This is a genomic window from Pseudomonas aestiva (assembly GCF_039908605.1).
Lineage (GTDB): Bacteria > Pseudomonadota > Gammaproteobacteria > Pseudomonadales > Pseudomonadaceae > Chryseomonas > Chryseomonas aestiva.
Genome location: NZ_CP150916.1, coordinates 2,679,596 through 2,699,485, shown reverse-complemented (window position 1 = coordinate 2,699,485; position 19,890 = coordinate 2,679,596). Strand labels below are relative to the sequence as shown.

The window sequence follows — 19,890 nt, the reverse complement described above, 5'->3', positions numbered from 1 at the left end:
CGGCGTGCTAGACGCCTAGCATCTCGCGTACCCGGGCTGCCAGGGAGTCCATGGCAAAGGGCTTGGTGAGGATTTCCATGCCCGGGTCCAGATGCCCGTTGCCGATGGCGGCATTCTCGGCATAGCCGGTGATGAACAGCGTCTTCAGGCCCGGACGCGACTGGCGCCCCGCTTCAGCCATCTGCCGACCGTTCATGCCGCCGGGCAGGCCGACGTCGGTGATCAGCAGGTCGAGCGACACGTCCGATTGCAGGATCTTCAAGCCGGTGAGGCTGTCGGCCGCTTCGATCACCGCGTAACCGAGGTCTTCGAGGATATCCACGACCAGCATCCGCACCGTCGGTTCGTCGTCGACGATGAGCACCGTTTCGCCCTGGGTGCTGCCAGCCACCTCCCGGCGCGCGGTCAGGCCTTCGTCGGTCGGCGCCTCGCCCAGGTAGCGCGGCAGATAGATGCACAGCGTGGTGCCCTGGTTGATCTCGGAGTAGAGCCGTACCTGGCCGCCGGACTGGCGCGCGAAGCCATAGATCATCGACAGGCCCAGACCGGTGCCCTGGCCGATGGGCTTGGTGGTGAAGAAGGGCTCGAACACCCGGGCCGCGACCTCCGGCGCGATGCCCACCCCGGTATCCGTCACGCACAGCGACAGGTACTGACCTTCCGGCAGATCCTGGGCGCGGGCGCTCTCGCGATCCATCCAGCGGTTGGCGGTCTCGATGGTGATGCGACCGCCCTCGGGCATGGCGTCGCGGGCATTGATGCACAGATTGAGCAGTGAATTCTCCAGCTGGCTGGGGTCCACCAGGGCCGGCCAGAGGCCCGCGGCGCCGACGGTCTCCACCTGGATGCCAGGACCCACGGTGCGCTGGATGAGTTCGGTGAGGCCATCGATCAGCTGGTTGACGTCCACCGGCCGCGGCGCCAGGGTCTGGCGCCGGGAAAAGGCCAGCAGCCGGTGGGTGAGGGCGGCGGCGCGCTTGGCCGCGCCCTGGGCGGCGATCAGGTAGCGATCGAGTTCGCGCAACCGCCCCTGGGCGATGCGCGTCTCCATCAGCTCCAGGGCACCGGAGATACCCGCCAGCAGGTTGTTGAAATCGTGGGCGAGACCGCCGGTGAGCTGGCCGACCGCTTCCATCTTCTGCGACTGACGCAGCTTTTCCTCGGCCTGCATCAGTTCGGCCGAGCGTTCGGCCACCCGGATTTCCAGGGTCTCGTTGAGGGTACGCAAGGCGGCCAGGGCCTTGTCCCGCTCGGCTTCGATCGCCCGCCGCTCCTCGACGTCGATGAGCACCCCGGGAAAACGCAGCGGGGTGCCGTCGGCCGCGTGATCGACCCGGCCATTGGCCTCGATCCAGTAGTAGTTGCCGTCGGCGCGCCGTACCCGGTACTGGTGGGCGAAGGGACCGCTCTGGGCGATTACCCCGTCGATGGCGTGGGCAAGACCGCTTTTGTCGTCGGGATGGACGTTGGTCACCACCTGGGCCAGGCTCAGACCTTCGCGACCCAGGCGCGGATCGAGACCGAAGACCGTGGCGAAGGCTTCATCCACGGTGAAGCGGTCGGTGGGCAGGTCCCAGTGCCAGGTGCCGATGATGGCGCCGGCGGACAACGCCAGCTGTACCCGCTCGATGTTTTCCCGCGCCAGGGCCTCGCTGATGCGCAGCCGTTCCTCGGCGTTGCGCCGCTCGGTCACGTCGCTGAAGAGGATGGCGATCTGGCGCTCGTCGGGATCGCCCACCCGTACGGCGCGCACGTCGAACCAGCGTTCGAAGGTGTTGGCGTAGTTTTCGAAGGTCGCCGGCTCGCCGGTCTTGGCCACGTGGCCGTAGGTATCGAACCAGAACTGTTCCAGGTTGGGGGCGAATTCGGTCACCCACTTGCCGCGCAGGTTGACCCCGGCCTGGCGTTCGAAGGCCGGGTTGGCTTCCAGGAAGCGGTAGTCGATGGGCTTGTCGTCGGCGTCGAACTTGACCTGGACGATGGCGAAGGCCGAACCGATGGTCTCGATGATGGCGCGAAAGCGTTCCTCGCTCTTGCGCAGGGCGGTCTCGGCCGTCTGCAGCTGGCTCATGTCCAGCAGGGCGCCGATCATCCGCAGCGGGCGACCGTAGCTGTCGCGGATCACCCGACCACGGTCGAACACCAGCGCGTAGGAGCCATCAGCGCGCTGGAAGCGGTATTCATCGGTCCAGACCAGGCCGTCGCCGTCGATCACCGCGTGGATGGAGGCCGCGATACGGGTACGATCGTCCGGGTGGATCCGGCCCAGCCACCAGTCGCTGGTCGATTCGACCGCGGTGGGGGTGTGACCATAGGCCGTGTGCAGCGCCTCGTTCCAGAGCACCGCCCCGGAGGCGAAGTCCCAGTCCCAGATGGCATCGTTGGTGGCTTCGGCGACCAGGCGATAGCGTTCCTGGGTTTCCTTGAGCGCAAGGCCCGCCAGGTGTTCTTCGGTGCGGTCACGCAGGATCTTGACGAAGCCGAGGGGCTCGTCGTCGTCATCGTTCAGCGCCATCATCTCGCCGGACGCCCAGAAGCGCTGCCCGTCCTGGCGCAGGTGCCAGCGCTCGTCGATGGCGCTGCCGTCGCGCAGGGCCTTGGCCATCTCGTACTCGGCACGACGGTTGGCACGGTCCTCCGGGGTGAAGAAACGCGAGGCATCCTGGCCGATCATTTCCTGGGCGGTCCAGCCCATGACCTGCTCGGCACCGGGATTCCAGTCGGTAATGAGCCCCTCGGAGTCGCAGACCACGATGGCGAACTGGGTGGTGCTCTCCAGCACGGCGCGGCTGCGTGCCTTGCTGGGCCGGCGGATGGCGCCGGTCGGGGCCACGGCGCGGTCCTCGGTGGACCGCAGGGCGGCGCGCAAACGCAGGACTTCGGCTTCGAGTTCCTCGCGCGTCAGCGTTGCCAGGGGTGCCTCACTCATCTTGCAGGGGATCCTCGGGAAAAAGCGGTCTGAGCATCGTTCGACCACGAAAGCGGCAGAGTGTGGCGGCCTCGTGCGACGCAGGATAGGCCTTGCCGCTGATCGGCAGGCTGGGCGGAAGGAACGGCCCGGCTACTGCCCGGATTGCGGCTGCGACCAAGCGAAGCGGCCAGGGCGTAGAGGTCGCCGGGATAGAGCGGGGCAGGGGAGGCGGCCGACGGCAGCGGCTGGCACGCGGCTGTTGGGTGGCGCTGAGGAAACGACCCCTTGCGGCAGGGGAGGAGCGATGGCACCTCGGAACCCGCTTGCCGTCGGCGACCTCTACGAAAGCAAGCGGCGGCCCTTGGGATCGCCAGAATCCTTCCCGAACGGACCGCGCAGGAGCACTTCGAGCATGACCATGGAATCCTCCCCTGCAACCGCGACGCTCAAACGCGCCATCACCCTGCCCATGCTGCTGTTCTTCATCCTCGGCGACGTCCTGGGTGCGGGTGTCTATGCCTTGGCGGGTACCATCGCCGGGCGGGTCGACGGCGCCATCTGGGCGCCCTTGCTAGTTGCCTTGCTGTTCGCCCTCCTGACCGCGGCGTCCTATGCCGAGCTGGTCACCAAGTACCCCAGGGCGGGGGGCGCGGCGGTGTTCGCCGAGAGAGCCTTCGGGCGGCCCTGGCTGTCCTTCCTGGTGGGCTTCTCGATGCTGGCCGCCGGGGTTACCAGTGCGGCAGGGTTGGCGGTGGCCTTTGCCGGAGGCTATCTGCAGGCACTGGTGCCCTGGCCCGCCAGTTGGGTCTGCCTGGCCTTCCTAGTGCTCATCGGCCTGCTCAACGCCCGGGGCATCAGGGAATCGCTGTCGGTCAATCTGGTGATGACCCTGATCGAGCTGTCAGGCCTGGTGATCATCGTCGCGGCGGCGGCCTGGTTCGTCGTCCAGGGACAGGGCGAGCCGGCGCGGCTACTGGAAGTGGACGCGCCCTCGGCCACCGTGGCCATCCTCGGTGCCTCGCTGCTGGCCTTCTATTCCTTCGTCGGCTTCGAGACCTCGGCCAATCTAGCGGAGGAGGTGCGTGACGTGAGCCGTGTCTATCCGCGAGCGCTGTTTGGCGCCCTGGTCATCGCCGGCATCGTCTACATGCTGGTGGGCGCCGGCGCCGCCCTGGTGCTGCCGGTCGACCAGCTCAAGGCGTCGGGCGCACCACTGATGGACGTGCTCGGTGCCTCGGGCCTGGGGGTGCCGACCCGGGTGTTCGCCGTCATCGCCCTCATCGCCGTGGCCAACGGCGCACTGCTGACCATGATCATGGCCAGCCGCCTGGCCTATGGCATGGCCCGCCAGGGCCTGCTGCCGCCGGTACTCGGCCGGGTGCTGCCGCGGCGACAGACCCCCGGGATCGCCATCCTCGCCACCACCGCGGTGGCCATCGCCCTGACCTATACCAGTACCCTGGATGTGCTGGCCGAAACCGTGGTGCTACTGCTCTTGGTGGTGTTCATCAGTACCAACCTGGCGGTGCTGGTGCTCAAGCGCGACCGGGTCGAGCATGCGCATTTCCGCGTCCACTGGCTCTTTCCGGTACTGGCCCTGGGCTCCTGTGCGCTGCTGCTGGCCCAGCAGGGCGCCGCGACCTGGTGGCGCGCCGGGCTGATGCTGCTGGTGGGCGTGGCGCTCTATGGGCTGACGCGGCTGACCGGTTCGCGCCGGGTCAACGCCTAGGCGCCCACCAGGGCGTAGAGGGTCCGCATGTCGGCTGGCTTGGTCAGGTGATGATCGAAGCCGGCCGCCAGGGCCTCGGCCTGGTCCTGGGGCTGGCCCCAGCCGGTCATGGCGATCAGCCTGACCGCCTGGCCGGCCGGGGTCGCGCGGATCGCCCGGGCCAATTGATGGCCGGTCAGGCCCGGCATGCCGATGTCGGAGATGACGATCTCGGGGCCATAGCTCTGGAACAGCGTCAGGGCTTGCTGGCCATCGTAGGCGACCCGCACTTCGTGGCCATCCAGCTCGAGGAGTTCGGCGATGGTGTCGGCGATGTCGGGGTTGTCGTCGGCGACCAGGATCCGGCGGGTGGCGGGCGCTGCCGAAGCGGCGGCCACCGCCTCCAGCGCGCTGGCGGGCGGCGCTGCGGCGAGCGGCAGGCTCACGGTGAAGCGGCTGCCCTGACTCAGGCCAGCGCTGGTCACGCTGATGTCGCCACCCTGCAACCGCGCCAGTTCGCGGGAAAGGGCCAGGCCGATGCCCAGCCCGGGCGAGCGCTCGGTAAGGCGCGGATCGAGCTGGCCGAACATCTGGAACAGGTCCGCCAGGCGCTCGGGGGCGATGCCGATGCCGTTGTCGGCGATGTCCACCCGCACCTCGGTCTCGCTCGCCTGCACGGCGAGGGTGATCCGGCCTCCTACCGGGGTGTAACGGGCGGCGTTGCCCAGCAGGTTGATGAAGATCTGCTCCAGGCGCAGCGGATCGGCATGCAGCCAGAGGGGCGCCTCGGGCAAGTGCAGCGCGAAGGTCTGGCGCTTCTCCTGCATGGGCGCCCGGGTCGCCTCGGCGGCGGCCTGGAGTACCGTCTGCAGGGTGACGACGGCGTTGTGCAGGGTGATGCGGCCAAAGGTGATGCGCGAGATGTCCAGCAGATCGTTGAGCAGGGCGCCCATGCGTTCCACCTGTCGCTCTATGGTCTGGCAACTGCGCCGCTGCTGTTCGGCCGAGGCCTGGGGCGCGGCGATCAGCGCCGCCGCCTGGCGAATGGGGGCCAGCGGATTGCGCAATTCATGGGCCAGCACGGCGAGGAATTCGTCCTTTTGCCGGTCGTTGTCGCGTAGCTGTTGCTCCTGGCGCTTGCGCTCGCTGATGTCGAGAAACCAGACCGCCACGTTGCCGTCGAAGGGCGTGGCGCTGATCTGCAGCCAGCAACTGGCGCCGCTGGCATCGGCACCTTGCACTTCCACGGACCAGGCCGCCTCACCGGCCTGGTGCTCCGCACAGAGCTGCAGGATCCGCGCACTGGCCCAGGGCAGGCGGGCGTTCGCAGCGCTGCCGTCGAGGTCCAGGGTGGTGGCGCCGATGGGGTTGAGATAGTCCCAGTTGAAGGCACCCGCGGCGGCGGGCACGGCGATGCCGAAGGAGACCTGGGAGCTTTCCAGGGCCACCCGCAACCGGCGTTGCGAACGCAGGGCGGCCTCCTGGATGCGGGCGCGGTCGATCACCAGCACCGCCTTGGAGGCGCACAGGTCGGCCAGGCGCTGCTGGCGCGGCGTGGGTTCCCGGGCTTCCGGCAGGTGGACGGTGATGGCGCCGAGCGTGCCGTGCAGGGTACTGCGCAGGGGCACGGCATGCAGGGCGGCGAAGCCCAGGCGCTGGCCCAGGGCGGCCAGGGCGGCGAACTCGGGTGCGGCCGCCAGCGCCGGCACCACCACCCGGGCTTCGCTGCGCAGCGCGGCGGCACAGGCGCTTTCCGCCAGGGGCAGGGTGGCCAGCTGCGCCTGATCTTCCGCCGAGAAACCGGCCGCGAAATACAGCTGCGGCGGCTTGCCGTCTTCCAGTAGCGAGACGCAGCCCAGGGACGTCTGGTGGAAGCGACAGAGGACCGCGAGGATCTCCTGCAATTGCTGCGGCAGCGAGGGCAACTGCAGCAGACGATGATTGAGCCGCTGCAGGACCTCCAGGTCCGCGACCTGCAGTTGCAGCTGCTCCTGGCTCAGTTGCAGGTTGCGCAAGTAGTCGTCGCGTTCCTCTTCGATCAGCCGGCGGGCTTCGGCCGCGGTCAGCAGCGCTTCGCCCACCTGGCGGATCTCCAGCACGTCGCTGTCGGGCAGCACCGGCGGCAGGCGCTGCCCCAGCGCCTGGGCGGCCTCTTGCAGTGCCTGCACCGGCCGGCTGATCCGCCGCGACAGCAGCAGGGCCATCGCCCAGGCGAAGACCACCGACAGCACCAGGCCGCCGCCATAGAGCGCGAAGGAGCGATTGGCGGCTGCGGCCACCTCTTCGGTGGGGATCGCCGTGGTCACGGTCCAGCCGGAATCGGGCAGGCGCACGAAGGCCGTATAGACCTCGTGACCTTCCCGGGTACGGACGGTACCGACGCCTTCTTCGCCGGGCTGGGCCAGGATCTCGGCCAGAGCTGGCAGGGCCGGCTCGCCCAGGCTCTCCTCGTGCAGGCTGGTACGGGCGACGCGCAGGCCATGGCGATCGAATACCGAGCCCACCCAGTCCTTGGGCAGGGCGCGGGCCATGCGCGCCGCGCGGATGCTCTCCGGTGTCATCACCGCGGTCAGGACGAAATTCAGCCGACCTTCGCGCAGCACCGGGACCCGGATCGGAAAGGCCAGCAGCCCGGCGGGTCCGCGGCCCAGTTGCCCGATCACCGGCCGGCGCTGGGCGAGCACCTCGGCAAAGCTGTCCGGTTCGGCGAGAGGACCGCCTGCGGGCCGGTTGACGCTCGATATCCGCCGGACGACCTCGCCCTCCGGCGTGGCGAGCAGCACCGTTCGCCAACCTGGCACCAGCGGCAGGATGCGCCCGACCAGGGTGTCGAAATCGCTCAGGTCACCCGTCCGCAACAGGGGCGACTCGGCCAATGCCTGGAGAATGGTCACCGAGCGGCGCAATTCGCTTTCGATGGTGGTGGCCGCCTGGCGGCTGGACTCCAGGGCTCGCTGTTCGGCTTCGTGCTGCTGGTGTTGGACGAGCAGCCAGAGCCCCAGGCCGGCCACCAGCGCCAGGGGCACGATTCCGGCGAAGGCGATGGCCAGCAGGCGATTGCGCAAGGGGACCAGACGCGCAGGGCGAAGCTTCGTCGGCGGCATGGGGATTTCGATTGAGGAAAAGGCTCATTCTAGCCCGACTGCGCATGGCAATTGGCCAGGGCGGCGGCTGCTCGTCAGCTTGCTGCATCGTCCTGGAGCCCGCGTCGGCTCTAGCCTGCAGCTCCTGGTGGGTGCGCCGTCGATCGCCGATGGGTGGCTATTCAGCCAGTGACGGTAGCGCCGAACAGAAGGGGTGAACATGCCTTTCCTACCTGGAGTCGCGCCATGCGTACCCTGAAATTGTCGGCCCGCTCGGCCGTGTGCTTTGCCGCCGTTACCCTGTTGCTGCTGGTGCTGGCGGCCACCTCGGCCGTGGGCCTCAACGCGCTGTACAAAGCCGAGCAGGATGTCGAGACCAACTGGATGGCCAGCATCGCCCAGACGGCGAAGATAGACTCCCTCGTTCTCAGGCTGCGTCTGGAAACCCTGCGCATGGTGGCCTCTGAAGACGAGCAGATGAAGCAGACCGCCGCGGCGACCATCGCCCAGGCGCGCGGCCATCTGCAGCAGGAGGTGGCGGCCTACCAGGCCCTGGTGGCTTCGCCTGAAGAGCAGCGGTTGGCCGATGCCGTGTCCGCCGGCGCCAAGGCCTACGATGCGCGCCTCGACGAGATCGTCACCCTCGCCCGGACCCGTCCGGCCAGCGAAGGGACCGCCTACGTCAATGCCAACATCCGGCCGCTGACCAACGACCTGCAAGAGAAGATCGTGGCCCTGGCGGACTTCAACCAGCGCGGCGCCAAGCAGGCCGGCGAACTGGCGACCCAGACCTACAGCCATAACCTCTGGCTGCTCGGGATCATTTCCGCCGTGGCCGTGGTGCTCACCGTGGTGCTGGCCACGCTCTATACCCGCAGCATCCTGCAGCCGCTGCACCAGGTGCTGGCCGTCAACCGCCGCATTGCCGAGGGTGATCTGCGGGTCGCGGCCGTGGCAGAGGGCCGCGACGAAATGGCCGACCTGATGCGCGCCACGGTGCAGATGCAGCAGACCCTGCGCGATACCGTCAGCCACATCGGCGAAGCCTCGACGCAGCTGGCGTCCGCCGCCGAAGAGATGAACGCCGTGACCGAAGAGGGCAGCCGTGGGCTGCAACGGCAGAACAGCGAAGTGGAGCAGGCGGCTACCGCGGTCAACGAGATGACCGCCGCCGTCGAGGAGGTGGCGCGCAACGCCGCCTCGGCCTCGACGTCCGCGCAACAGTCGGAGCGCTCGACCGGTCTGGGCGCGGCTCGCGTCACCGAGACCGTCAACGCCATCCAGTCGCTGACCGGCACCGTGTCCCATACCAGCGAGCAGATCGTCGCCCTGGCCGGGCAGGCGCAAGGCATCGCCACCGTGGTCGACGTGATCCGCGGCATCGCTGAGCAGACCAACCTGCTGGCGCTGAACGCCGCCATCGAGGCCGCCCGGGCTGGCGAACAGGGCCGTGGCTTCGCCGTGGTCGCCGACGAGGTGCGGGCCCTGGCCCACCGGACGCAGGAATCCACCCGCGAGATCGAGCAGATGATCGGCGGCATCCAGAGTGGTTCGGAAGGCGCTGTCCAGGCCATGCAACGCAGCCGCGACGAGGCTACCGCCACCTTGAAGATCGCCAACGAAGCGGGCGCGGCCCTGGAGGAGATCGCCCGCTCCATCACCGAGATCAACGAGCGCAATTTCCTCATCGCCACGGCCTCGGAAGAGCAGGCCCAGGTCGCCCGGTCGGTGGACCAGAATCTGGTCAGCATCCGCGACCTGTCGATCCAGACCTCGGCCGGGGCGCACCAGACCGCCGCCGCCGCCCATGAGGTCTCGCGCCTGGCGGTGGACATGAATCGCCTGGTCGGCCGCTTCTCGGTCTGATCCGACTGAACGGTGGTGAAAGGCCCTGCCGAGCGCTCCTCGGCAGGGCCTTTGCATTTCTGGCGTGCGGGCAGGGGATCAATGGACGGGAACCCGCCCGGGGGCCCAGGGGGTCTGCAGCCCACTACTCCAGGAGAGATGGCCATGTACCTCGTCCAGTTGCTGCTACCCCTGAACGACAATGACGGCCAGCGCCTGTCCGGGGCGCTGTTCCAGGAGGTGCGCGAGGAACTAGTCGCGCGCTTCGGCGGGCTGACCGCCTTCAGCCGGGCACCGGTGGAGGGCCTGTGCCAGGACGAGGCGCAGCGCGTCGAGGACGACGAGCTGCTGGTCTACGAGGTCATGACCGAGGCCCTGGATCGAGCCTGGTGGGAAGGCTATCGGCACCGTCTGGAAAAGGCCTTTCGCCAGCGCGAGATCATGATCCGCGCCCAGCCGACGGAGCGGCTCTAGCCGTCCGCCAGCACCACCCGGGCCCGCCCGGCGCGCTTGGCCTGGTACAGGGCGCCATCGGCGCGGCGGATCAGTTCGTGGACGTTGAGGCTGCCGGCGGCGCCGTGGGCGATGCCGATGGAAGAGGTGGTCGCCAGGCAGATGTCCTGCAGCGTCCAGGGCTCCTGCAGGGCCAGGCAGAGGCGCTCGGCCAGGGCCAGGGCGGTGGTTGCGGAAGTGTCGCGCAGGAAGACGATGAATTCGTCTCCACCGATCCGCCCGAGCAGATCGTCCGGGCGCAGGCAGGCGCTGACCCGGGTGACGAAGGCCACCAGCAGCCGATCTCCCACCTCGTGGCCGAATTCGTCGTTGATCGCCTTGAACCTGTCCAGGTCGAGGTAGAACAGGGCGCACTCCGCCTGGGGGGAGGCGACCGCCAGGTGACCGACGATCTGGTCGAGGATGCTGCGTCGATTGGGGATGCCGGTCAGGGCATCCAGGTAGGCCAGGGACTTGAAGCGTCTTTCGCTGTCCTGCAGGGCGGTCTCCGCCAGTTTGCGCTCGGTGACATTGCGACTGACGATGGTCAGCAGCTGGCGTCCGCCCTGGGCATCGAAGTGAGGCGTCTTGATCACTTCCCAGGTATTGATGCGTCCATCCGGCCCCATGAAGGACTTCTCGATCTGCGTGGCCACACCATTGCGCCAGGCGCGCTCGTCGGTCTCGATGTTATAGGCGAAGGCCTGGGCATGATCCGGAAACAGCTCGATCAATTCGGCATCGGTGATGCCCACGTAGTCGAAGCCGAGCATGGCGTAGGCCTCGAGCACGATGCGATTGACGAACAACCAGCGCCCGCGGCCATCCTTGGCGATGATGAATTCCTGGATCGAATCGAGGAGGGCGCGCAGATCGACATCGGAATCGGCAGGAGACATGGGCAGGGCCTGGCAGTCGCGTGGGTTTTCAGGCTATCGGCCCGCCAGCCTGGAAAATGAGGCCCTTCATCAGGTCACCCGTCGCCTGGTGCGGACCGGCAGCAGGCGCAGTGGCGCGGAGCGCCTGCCGACGAATGGCAGCGGTCGCCAGGCACTGCCTTTGACAGCCGCAAGCGGAGCGGCACCGTTCCGGCGCGGGCTCGGCCAGGAACCAAGGCCTTTTCCGCGGGCCGAACGAGGTATTCATCAGCTGCCAGATGTGCCCTTCATGCAGACCACGACAAGAGCCGTTACCGGCCAGTACGCCGCCTCGAATCCGCTCAACCTGCAACCGGCCCGGTCGCTCTATCAGGAATTGCTGGTGGAGCACCCGGGCGTCAGGGCGCAGGAGAGGGCTCGACGCTTTCTCGACGACCAGCTGCAGGCGGTATCTGGCATGACCGCCGACCTGCCGGAAGACCCCGAGGGCCTGGAAGTCTGGGTGCTGGAAAACAACGCCCGGGTCGGCGCCCAGTACCAGGACTACCTGGCGGCCCGCAAGGCTGGTGCGCCGCGCCGCTACTTCGGCAGCAAGGCCCATGCGCTGTATTTCCTGCGTGGCGTGGCGCCCACCAAGCTGGTGGATGGCGCCTGGCTCTATGGCACGCTCGCCCACTGGGATGACCTGCGCTATCGGGCGGCCATCCAGATCTATCTGGAAGAACTGGGCGACGGCCAGCCGGACAAGAACCATGTGGTGCTCTATCGCAAGCTGCTGGCCAGTCACGGCTGCGAAGATTTCTCGCAGCTGAGCGACGAGCACTATGTCCAGGGCGCGATTCAGCTGGCCCTGGCCGATAATGCCGATCACTACCTGCCCGAGGTGCTCGGCTTCAATCTGGGTTACGAGCAGTTGCCGTTGCACCTGTTGATCACCTCTTACGAGCTCAACGAGCTGGGTATCGACCCCTATTACTTCACGCTGCATGTAACGGTCGACAATGCCGGCACCGGTCATGCGCGCAAGGCGCTGCAGGCGGTGCACGACGCCATGCCGGCCGAGGGCCGCGCGGCTTTCTACCAGCGTGTGGTGCAGGGCTACCTGCTCAATGAACTGGGCGCTGGTACCACCTCGGTGATCGGCAGCTTCGATCTGGAGCAGGCGGTGATCGAGGTGCTGGCGGAGAAGAGCACGGTTGGCCGCTATGTACATTCGGACTATTGCCGCATCGGTGGCCGCAGCGTCAGCGACTGGCTATGCGCTCCGTCGCAGATTCCCGACTTCCTCCGGGTGATGCAGGAGCAGGGCTGGATCAAGCGTCACGAGGACCCGGTCAACAGCCGCTTCTGGCGGCTGATTCAGGGCGAGCGTGCCGAGATGTTTGGCGTCTTCACCGCCTACGAGCAGCAGTTGATCCATGACTGGATCGCCGGTGACTTCGTGCACAGCGGTGCCCGGAACCCGGCTGCCGCCGAGCGGGTGGCGGTGTTGCCGCGGCGCGAGGTGAGCTTTCGCGCTCGCCAGCGTCAGCAGGAGCGCCTGTGTCCGGCGCTGGAAGCCGAGCAGGGTACGGCGGCCAATGCCAGCAAGGCTCAGGCGAGCGACTTCGATCGTGATGAGGTCGCGCTGGAGCAGCGGCTGGCGAGCCAGCCCAGTCGCGCGGCCGCCATGGCGCTGCTGGTGGAGCAGCTGTCACCGGCGCGCCATCACAGCCGTGCCGGCCTGCTGGCGACGCGGCTGTTCGTCTCCCTGTTGGACTGACCCCTATTCAAGGACCCGCAAGGGTCCTTTTTCATTTCGACTGTCATTGAAGGAACCACCCGTGACGGCCATAGAACATCCCGAACGCACCGCGACCAGCCTTGCCGCGGCCGCTGCCCTGAAACTGCTGATCGAAACGCTGCGCGCAGCGGACTATCACTTCATCACGCCCACCCCGGCCTCCCACGCGCGGGTCAATGCCCGGCCAGGCAACGCCTGGGCGCGGGATCTGCAGGGCATCTTCGGCTGGAGCCGGCCGTTTTCCCCCGAGCTGCTGCCCGGCTCTCTGGTCGACACCCTGGCGGCCGCCGAGCTGCTGACCGCGGTGCCGGGTGGTTGGCGCAGCCGGGTGCGGGTGTCGAGCCTGGGCGACCAGTTGTTCGTGCATTCCGCCTATCCCACCGAGGACGCCGATGCGGTGTTCTTTGGCCCCGACACCTATCGCTATGCCAATGCCCTGGAAGCCCAGCTGCGCTTCGAGACCGGTGACATCCGCCGCGCCGTGGACATCGGCAGCGGTGCCGGTCCCGGCGCCATCCTGGTCGCCCTGGCGCGGCCCGATGCCGAGGTGCTGGCGGTGGACATCAACGAGCGCGCCCTGGCCCTGACCCGGACCAACGCCGAGCTGGCCGGGGCCGAGAATGTCAGCGCGTGCTACAGCAACCTGCTGAACGATGTGGCGGGCGACTTCGATTTCATCCTGTCCAATCCGCCCTATCTGGTCGATCCCGGCGAGCGTGCCTATCGCCATGGTGGCGGTCCCCTGGGGGCCGGTCTGTCCCTGGCCATCCTGGACACGGCGCTGCAGCGCCTGGCGCCGGGCGGCACCCTGCTGCTCTATACCGGCGTTGCCATGGTCGATGGCCGTGATCCATTCCTCGAAGAAGTCCGCACCCGCCTGGATGGCCAGGACGTGGCCTGGCGCTATCGCGAGCTGGATCCGGATGTCTTCGGCGAGGAGCTGGAGACAGGGGTCTATGCCCATACCGATCGCATCGCCGCCGTTGTCCTCACCGTGACCCGGCCGCGCTGAAGGCGCACAGGAGCGGCTACACTGACGGGCCCCTTTCACCGCCCGCCCGTGTCAAGGAGTCCGCCATGCAGCTGCTGCTGAACCAGACCTCACCCTATGCCCGCGCCGCGCGCGTCACCGCTTTGGAAGCCGGCTTTGGCGAGCGACTGGCGCTGGTGTGGAGCGACCCCTGGAACGAAGACGCGCAGCTGTTGGCCGCCAATCCGGCCAACAAGGTGCCGGTGCTGATCACCGATGAGGGTGTGACCCTCGGCGAGACTCTGCTGATCTGCGTTTATCTGCACCAGCTGGCAGGCGGCAACCCGCTTGCGGCCGGACGCCTGCAACTGGCCGGCCTGGGCCAGGGCCTGATCGACGCCGCCTTCGGCACGGTGATCGCCCGCAAGCAGGGCGGTGCGGCCCAGGATGAATCGGTGCTGGGCGCCCGCCGGCTGGCGGCCATCGGGCGCCTGCTGGCGCGCCTGGACCAGTCTTCCACCCTGGATGTTGAAGACCTTGATTTCAGCCACTACCTGGTGGCGGTCGGGCTCGACTACCTGAGCTTTCGCCTGCCGGAAATCGACTGGTCCCCGCACCCGCGGCTGGTGGCCTTTCACCAGCGGCTCCTGGCGCGTCCCAGCTTTGCCACGACGAGCTTCCAGTAAGGCAAAAAGCCCACGCGGCGGCCCCCGCCGACCGCGTGGTAAACCCTAGAGCTCGATCAGGATCTTCAGCTGGGTCCCGGCCTTGTCCAGCAAGGCTTCGAAGCCCTGTTCCACCACGTCGTCCAGCGCGATGTGGCGGGTCACGACCTTCTCGGCCGGCAGTTGGCCGCTGGCGATCAGGGCCGCCACCTGGGGCCACATCAGCGTCGAGTAGCACCAGGAGCCGCGCAGGTCCACGTCCTTGTAGGTGAGGGTGAAGCCATCCAGCGCCGGCGGCTTGCCCTGCATCCCCACCTGGACCACCACACCCTGGCGGCGGACCGCTTCCAGGCACAGCCCCAGCGGTGCCTCGGCGCCCACGCATTCGAAGGCCACATCCACCCCCACGCCCCCGGCGGTGCGGGCACGCACCTCGCGCAGCACATCGGTGCTGCCGGGATTCAGGGTGATGAGCCCCTCCACCAGGCGGTGGGCCATCTCCAGGCGGTTGTCGTTGAGGTCCACCAGGAAGATCCGCGTGGCACCCGCCGCGCGGGCAGCCATGACCTGCAGCTGGCCAATGGGCCCGGCACCGGCCACCAGCACGTTGTCGCCAGGCTTCACGCCGCCCCGGTGAGTGGCATAGACGGTCACCGCGGTGGGTTCGATCAGCGCCGCGTGCTCGGTGCTGAGATCGTCCGGCATGGGGATGGCGTTGTAGTCCTCCACCAGGGAGTACTCGGCCATCCCTCCCCAGGGATGGGACAGGCCGATGATGGCCAGCTGTTCGCTGAGCTGGTACTGGCCGCGGCGGCCGTAGTAGTCGTCCCGTGGCGAGACCATGGGCTGGATGGAGACCCGGTCACCGGGCTTCACCGAGGTCACCTGGCTGCCCACGGCCTCCACCACGCCGGAGTACTCGTGGCCGAGGATCTGCGGCACCTGGCCGCCGGTGTAGCTGTGCGGCGCGGTGGGAATGAAGATGGGACCTCCGAGGTACTCGTGCAGGTCGGTGCCGCAGATGCCACAGAACTGGTTTTTCACCAGGACCTGGGTGGGGCCCGGCTCGCCGGGGGCTGCGACGTCTTCCACCCGGATGTCGCGGGCGGCATGGAAACGGGCTGCTTTCATCGTGAGGCTCCTCTAGCGTTCGCAGCGGGGCAGGAAGGCCTGGATCAGGGCATTGACCCGGTCCGCGGCCTCCATCTGCACCATATGGCCCTGGCCTTCCAGGATCTCGACCTGGACGGTTCCGGGCAGGCCTTCGGCATGCTGGACCGGAATGATGGCGTCGGCCTTGCCCCAGATCACCAGGGCGGGCAGATCGCCGTCGAGTGCCTGGCGCAGCACCTGGGCCTGCTGGCCATTGGGGAAGAGCGTGCCGGCCAGTCGCTTCAGAGCCTGGTCCACGCCTTCCAGGCGCTTGTACTTGAGCAGGTCTTCCAGCAGTGGCCGGGTGACCAGGCCGGGATCGCTGAACAGCAGGCTGACCGGTCCCTTGAGCTGGTTGCGGCTGGTGGCGGCGACGAAGCCTTCCAGGTAGGCGCCATTGATGTCCTGGCCCAGTCCCGCACTGCCGATCAGCACCAGGCCGGCGACCCGCTGCGGCGCCGTCTGCGCCAGCTGCAGGGCCACGGCGCCACCCATGGAGTGGCCGACGAGCACGGCGCGGGGGATGTCCAGATGGTCGAGCAGAGCCAGCACGGCGGCGCCCAGCTCGGCAAGATCTGCCGTGGCGAGCGTCTTGCCGGACTGGCCGTGACCCGGCAGGTCGAGGGCGATCACCCGGCGCCCGGCAGCCAGCGCCTCATGGTTGAACAGCCAGTTGTCCAGATCGCCGGAAAAGCCGTGGATCAGCACCAGCGGCAGGCCGCCTTCGCCGCGTTCCAGATAGCGCAGCGGCCGGCCGTCGAGTTCGATGCGCTGGGCCTGGGGACCGGCGTCGGCGGCGTCTTCGCCACCGGGCACGAAGTCTTCCTGGAAGCGCGCGATCACCGCCTCGATCTCTTCATCGCTGGCCTCGCCTTCCACCACGATGGCCAGCAGGGCGCCTACCGCAAGCGTCTCGTCCTCGCGGGCCAGGCAGCGGCGCAGGATGCCGGAGAAGGGCGCCTCGACGCTGCTGCTGATCTTGTCGGTCTCGACATCGAGCACCTCGTCGCCCTTGGTGATGCTGTCGCCTTCGGTCTTGAGCCAGGCGTTGACCCGACCCTCGCTCATGGACAGGCCCCACTTGGGCATGGTCAGGGTATGGATCTGGCTCATGCGGCCTGCCTCCCTTGGGTGATCTTCAGCACGGCGCGCTCGATCTTGGCCGCGTCGGGGATATAGAGGTCTTCCAGCGCATCGGAGAAGGGCACCGGGGTGTGCGGCGCCGTGACCAGCTGTACCGGGGCGCGCAGGTCGTCGAAGGCGTGCTCGGCAAGCAGGGCGGCGATGTCGGTGGCCACCGAGCAGCGCGGATTGGCCTCGTCGATGACCACCGCGCGGCCGGTCTTCTCAACGCTTTCCAGGATGCTGTCGCGATCCAGCGGGCTGGTGGTACGCAGGTCCAGCACCTCGCAGGAGACGCCCTGGCGCGCCAGGTTGCTGGCGGCCTCCATGGCCAGGTGCACCATGCGGCCGTAGGTGATGAGGCTGACGTCGTCGCCCTCACGCAGGAAGCTGGCCTCGCCGAAGGGGATGGCGTAGGACTCCTCGGGCACCTCGCCCTGCATCCCGTAGAGCAGCTTGTGCTCGCAGAAGATCACCGGGTCGTTGTCGCGGATGGCCTGGATCAGCAGGCCCTTGGCATCATAGGGGGTGGCCGGGCAGACCACCTTGAGGCCGGGGATATGGGTCCACCAGGAAGTGAGCATCTGCGAATGCTGGGCGGCGGCGCGGAGGCCCGCGCCGACCATGGTCCGCAGCACCAGCGGGGTGACCGCCTTGCCGCCGAACATGTAGCGGAATTTGGCCGCCTGGTTGAGGATCTGGTCCAGGCAGCAGCCGGCGAAGTCGACGAACATCAGTTCGCATACCGGCCGGGTGCCGCGGGCGGCGGCGCCCACCGCCGCGCCGACGTAGCCGAGCTCCGACAGCGGGGTGTCCAGCACCCGCCCGGGAAATTTGTGGTAGAGGCCCTTGGTGACCCCGAGCACGCCGCCCCAGGCGTCCTGCTCGCCAGGCGCGCCGGCACCGCCGGCGTTGTCTTCGCCCATGAGGAAGACGGTGGGGTCGCGGCGCATCTCCTGTTCCAGGGCTTCGTTGATGGCTTGCTGGTAGCTGATCTTTCTGGCCATGGTGGCGCTCCTTGTTGTTTTCCGATCAGGCGTAGGTGACGTAGACGTCGGTGAGCAGGTCTTCCGGGCCAGGCTTGGGATCGGCCTTGGCCTTGCGCACGGCGTCTTCGATGAGCTGTTCCACCTCCTGGTCGATGCTGTCGAGCAGGGCGGGCTGGAGTTGGCCGGAGCGCGTCACCCGCTCGCGGAATTGCATCAGGCAGTCGCGTTGCTCCCGGGCCTGCTTGACCTCGTTGGGATCGCGATAGGTCTGGGCGTCGCCCTCGAAGTGGCCGAAGTAGCGGGTGAATTTCACCTCGATCAGCGAGGGGCCTTCGCCGGCCCGGGCGCGGGCCACGGCGGCCGCGGCGGCTTCGTGGACGGCGAAGAAGTCGAAGCCGTCCACCGTCACCCCGGGCATGCCGAAGCCGGCGGCGCGATCGGCGATGTGGTCGCAGGCCACCGACCAGTTCGAGGCGGTGGCCTCGGCGTAGCCGTTGTTCTCGGCGACGAAGATGCACGGCAGATTCCACACCGAGGCCAGATTCATAGCCTCGAACACCGCACCCTCGTTGGAGCCGCCGTCACCGAAGAAGGCCACGGCAACGGCGTCGCTGCCCTTGAGCTTGGCGGCCAGGGCGGCGCCGGCGGCCAGCGGCGCTCCGGCCCCGACGATGCCGTTGGCACCGAGCATGCCCTTTTCCAGATCGGCGATGTGCATGGAGCCGCCCTTGCCCTGGCAGACCCCGGTCTTCTTGCCGTAGATCTCGGCCATCATGCCGTAGACGTCCACGCCCTTGGCGATGCAATGGCCATGGCCGCGGTGGGTGGAGGCGATGCTGTCCTCGTGGCCCAGGTGGGCCATGACACCGGCGGCCGAGGCCTCCTCGCCGGCATAAAGGTGGACGAAGCCGGGAATCTCGCCGGTAGCGAATTCCACGTGCAGCCGCTCTTCGAAGACGCGGATGGTGCGCATCACCCGGTAGGCATGGCTCAGGTTTTCGACGCTTACGGTCTCGCTCATCTTATTGTTCTCCAGGATTGCCGAGGGCCGACGCGGGCAGGCGGCGGACCAGCAGGCGCTGCTGCGCCGCCAGCTCCAGTACCCGCTCCACGTCGATGCTCAGGGGGCCGTCGAGGTCCAGCGTCACCTGCGGACGCTCCTCGGGGCCGAATTCGATTTCCCGCTCGCCGTCCAGCGCCAGGGTGCCGGTGGCCAGCGACAGCATCCGGGGTTCACCGGGCAGCAGCAGGCCACTGGCGGCGATGCCGGCCTGGGCCAGCACGCCGGGGGCGAGGGGAACGGTCAGTTGCGCCGGGGCTTCCGGCTCCAGTCGCACCCAGCCGCCATGGGGAGCGCTGCGCGCGACGGGGTGCCAGAGACCGCAGAGGGCCGACAGGCCGATGGCCCAGGGCTCGGCGAAAGTGGTGAAGACTTCCGCGAGATCCTCCACCCGGGTCACCGCGCGGGCACCGATATAGGTCTGGCGACAGACCGCCACGTCCACCAGCGCCCAGTCGCGGATGTCGCGTTCCGGCACTTCCACCCGCAGCCGCTTGTTGCGCCGCAGCGCCAGCGCCGGGTCGATGCGGCCGCTCGCCACCAGGCCACCGGCCAGGCCGGCGCTGGTGGCCTCGCGCAATTCGGGAAAGGCATTGTTGGTGCCGGTGGACAGGGTCAGCAGCGGCAGGTCGCCCACCTCGGCGGCCACCGCCTTGTGGGTGCCGTCGCCGCCGAGCACGGCGATCACCGCCGCGCCCTGGGCCAGCAACAGCCGCGCGGCGCGCCGGGTGTCGTCCACGGTCTGGGTCAGCGGCAGGTTGAGAAACCTAAGCTCCGGCCAGCGCTGCTCGCGGGCCTGGCGACTGCCGCTGGCCTTGAGCACGGCGGCCGCGATGCCGGTCATGTCCGGCGGCAGCAGCACCCGCTCTACGCCGGTGGCGCCAAAGGCCGCCAGCAGGCGCATCACCACCCCGGCCTTGTCGGTGCTGGAGGTCAGGGCGGCGTTGCCGGTCAGCCGGCGCAGGTCACGGCCCGAGGCCGGGTTGGGCAGGATGCCGACGGTTACGGGCATGGCTGAGCTCCGAGGCACGGGCCGGTGGTCAGGGCAGCCGTGCGGTGATGCCAGGGTGCGCTCATGGGTCTGGCCCTCTTGTCGTTGTGATAGGCGCCTCGCAGAGCCCTGAGCAAGGCCGGTGCCAAACCGTGATGAATCCGCTGCAGTGCAGGCAAGGCGCGGGTTTGAATGGAGGCGACTGGTCGTAGGAGGGGCGACTCCGCGCGCCGGGGCGTCT

At 68.2% G+C, this 19,890-nt stretch carries 14 protein-coding genes; 6 read left to right on the top strand and 8 right to left on the bottom strand.

All coding sequences use genetic code 11. The features are described 5' to 3' along the window. Positions 1-7 precede the first annotated feature (7 nt). Complete coding sequence (locus AABM56_RS12595; protein ID WP_133860749.1) at positions 8-2,929, bottom strand: PAS domain-containing protein; 2,922 nt, start codon at positions 2,927-2,929, stop codon at positions 8-10. Between the two features lie 400 nt (positions 2,930-3,329). On the opposite strand from AABM56_RS12595, the gene AABM56_RS12590 reads away from it, so the two are divergent. Next, on the top strand, positions 3,330-4,640 hold the full coding sequence (locus AABM56_RS12590; protein ID WP_347884125.1) for an APC family permease: 1,311 nt from the start codon (positions 3,330-3,332) through the stop codon (positions 4,638-4,640). On the opposite strand, the gene AABM56_RS12585 is transcribed toward AABM56_RS12590, so the two are convergent. Then, entirely contained in the window at positions 4,637-7,723 is a 3,087-nt protein-coding gene (locus AABM56_RS12585; RefSeq protein WP_347883292.1) for an ATP-binding protein, read from the bottom strand. The genes AABM56_RS12590 and AABM56_RS12585 overlap by 4 nt on opposite strands. Positions 7,724-7,948: 225 nt before the next feature. On the opposite strand from AABM56_RS12585, the gene AABM56_RS12580 reads away from it, so the two are divergent. Both AABM56_RS12580 and AABM56_RS12575 read left to right on the top strand, forming a co-directional pair. Next, positions 7,949-9,568 carry a methyl-accepting chemotaxis protein gene (locus tag AABM56_RS12580; RefSeq protein ID WP_133860747.1) on the top strand — a complete coding sequence of 540 codons (1,620 nt, stop codon included), beginning with the start codon at positions 7,949-7,951 and terminating at the stop codon, positions 9,566-9,568. 144 nt (positions 9,569-9,712) lie between these two features. Further along, positions 9,713-10,021, top strand: coding sequence for a hypothetical protein (locus tag AABM56_RS12575; protein WP_133860746.1), 309 nt, complete (start codon positions 9,713-9,715; stop codon positions 10,019-10,021). On the opposite strand, the gene AABM56_RS12570 is transcribed toward AABM56_RS12575, so the two are convergent. Further along, on the bottom strand, positions 10,018-10,938 hold the full coding sequence (locus AABM56_RS12570) for a sensor domain-containing diguanylate cyclase (RefSeq protein WP_133860745.1): 921 nt from the start codon (positions 10,936-10,938) through the stop codon (positions 10,018-10,020). The genes AABM56_RS12575 and AABM56_RS12570 overlap by 4 nt on opposite strands. A 268-nt stretch (positions 10,939-11,206) precedes the next feature. On the opposite strand from AABM56_RS12570, the gene AABM56_RS12565 reads away from it, so the two are divergent. From AABM56_RS12565 to AABM56_RS12555, 3 genes are all read left to right on the top strand, one after another. Further along, entirely contained in the window at positions 11,207-12,679 is a 1,473-nt protein-coding gene (locus AABM56_RS12565; protein ID WP_347883291.1) for an iron-containing redox enzyme family protein, read from the top strand. Between the two features lie 118 nt (positions 12,680-12,797). Then, entirely contained in the window at positions 12,798-13,712 is a 915-nt protein-coding gene (locus AABM56_RS12560; RefSeq protein WP_347884124.1) for a class I SAM-dependent methyltransferase, read from the top strand. Positions 13,713-13,777: 65 nt separating this feature from the next. Next, a complete protein-coding gene (locus tag AABM56_RS12555; protein WP_133860742.1) occupies positions 13,778-14,356 on the top strand; it encodes a glutathione S-transferase family protein in 579 nt (192 codons plus the stop codon). Positions 14,357-14,401: 45 nt separating this feature from the next. On the opposite strand, the gene AABM56_RS12550 is transcribed toward AABM56_RS12555, so the two are convergent. The 5 genes from AABM56_RS12550 to AABM56_RS12530 are packed head-to-tail and all read right to left on the bottom strand — an operon-like array spanning position 14,402 to position 19,670. Next, positions 14,402-15,466, bottom strand: coding sequence for a 2,3-butanediol dehydrogenase (locus tag AABM56_RS12550; RefSeq protein ID WP_133860741.1), 1,065 nt, complete (start codon positions 15,464-15,466; stop codon positions 14,402-14,404). Between the two features lie 12 nt (positions 15,467-15,478). Then, positions 15,479-16,600, bottom strand: a complete 1,122-nt coding sequence (locus AABM56_RS12545; RefSeq protein WP_133860740.1) for an acetoin dehydrogenase dihydrolipoyllysine-residue acetyltransferase subunit — start codon at positions 16,598-16,600, stop codon at positions 15,479-15,481. Further along, positions 16,597-17,616, bottom strand: coding sequence for an alpha-ketoacid dehydrogenase subunit beta (locus AABM56_RS12540; protein ID WP_059229698.1), 1,020 nt, complete (start codon positions 17,614-17,616; stop codon positions 16,597-16,599). The genes AABM56_RS12545 and AABM56_RS12540 overlap by 4 nt, the downstream gene beginning before the upstream one ends. 25 nt (positions 17,617-17,641) lie before the next feature. Beyond that, entirely contained in the window at positions 17,642-18,619 is a 978-nt protein-coding gene (locus AABM56_RS12535; protein WP_133860739.1) for a thiamine pyrophosphate-dependent dehydrogenase E1 component subunit alpha, read from the bottom strand. 1 nt (position 18,620) lies between these two features. Next, positions 18,621-19,670 (bottom strand): ATP-NAD kinase family protein, encoded by a 1,050-nt coding sequence (locus tag AABM56_RS12530; RefSeq protein WP_263259387.1) that lies wholly within the window; start codon positions 19,668-19,670, stop codon positions 18,621-18,623. Between the last annotated feature and the right edge of the window lie 220 nt (positions 19,671-19,890).

Excerpts from the sequence above, each read along its gene's own strand:
- AABM56_RS12550 (WP_133860741.1), bottom strand. The coding sequence starts at position 15,466 with ATGAAAGCAGCCCGTTTCCATGCCGCCCGCGACATCCGGGTGGAAGAC.
- AABM56_RS12590 (WP_347884125.1), top strand. The coding sequence starts at position 3,330 with ATGGAATCCTCCCCTGCAACCGCGACGCTCAAACGCGCCATCACCCTG.
- AABM56_RS12530 (WP_263259387.1), bottom strand. The coding sequence starts at position 19,670 with ATGCCCGTAACCGTCGGCATCCTGCCCAACCCGGCCTCGGGCCGTGAC.
- AABM56_RS12575 (WP_133860746.1), top strand. The coding sequence starts at position 9,713 with ATGTACCTCGTCCAGTTGCTGCTACCCCTGAACGACAATGACGGCCAG.
- AABM56_RS12580 (WP_133860747.1), top strand. The coding sequence starts at position 7,949 with ATGCGTACCCTGAAATTGTCGGCCCGCTCGGCCGTGTGCTTTGCCGCC.
- AABM56_RS12565 (WP_347883291.1), top strand. The coding sequence starts at position 11,207 with ATGCAGACCACGACAAGAGCCGTTACCGGCCAGTACGCCGCCTCGAAT.
- AABM56_RS12570 (WP_133860745.1), bottom strand. The coding sequence starts at position 10,938 with ATGTCTCCTGCCGATTCCGATGTCGATCTGCGCGCCCTCCTCGATTCG.
- AABM56_RS12540 (WP_059229698.1), bottom strand. The coding sequence starts at position 17,616 with ATGGCCAGAAAGATCAGCTACCAGCAAGCCATCAACGAAGCCCTGGAA.
- AABM56_RS12535 (WP_133860739.1), bottom strand. The coding sequence starts at position 18,619 with ATGAGCGAGACCGTAAGCGTCGAAAACCTGAGCCATGCCTACCGGGTG.
- AABM56_RS12545 (WP_133860740.1), bottom strand. The coding sequence starts at position 16,600 with ATGAGCCAGATCCATACCCTGACCATGCCCAAGTGGGGCCTGTCCATG.
- AABM56_RS12585 (WP_347883292.1), bottom strand. The coding sequence starts at position 7,723 with ATGCCGCCGACGAAGCTTCGCCCTGCGCGTCTGGTCCCCTTGCGCAAT.
- AABM56_RS12555 (WP_133860742.1), top strand. The coding sequence starts at position 13,778 with ATGCAGCTGCTGCTGAACCAGACCTCACCCTATGCCCGCGCCGCGCGC.
- AABM56_RS12595 (WP_133860749.1), bottom strand. The coding sequence starts at position 2,929 with ATGAGTGAGGCACCCCTGGCAACGCTGACGCGCGAGGAACTCGAAGCC.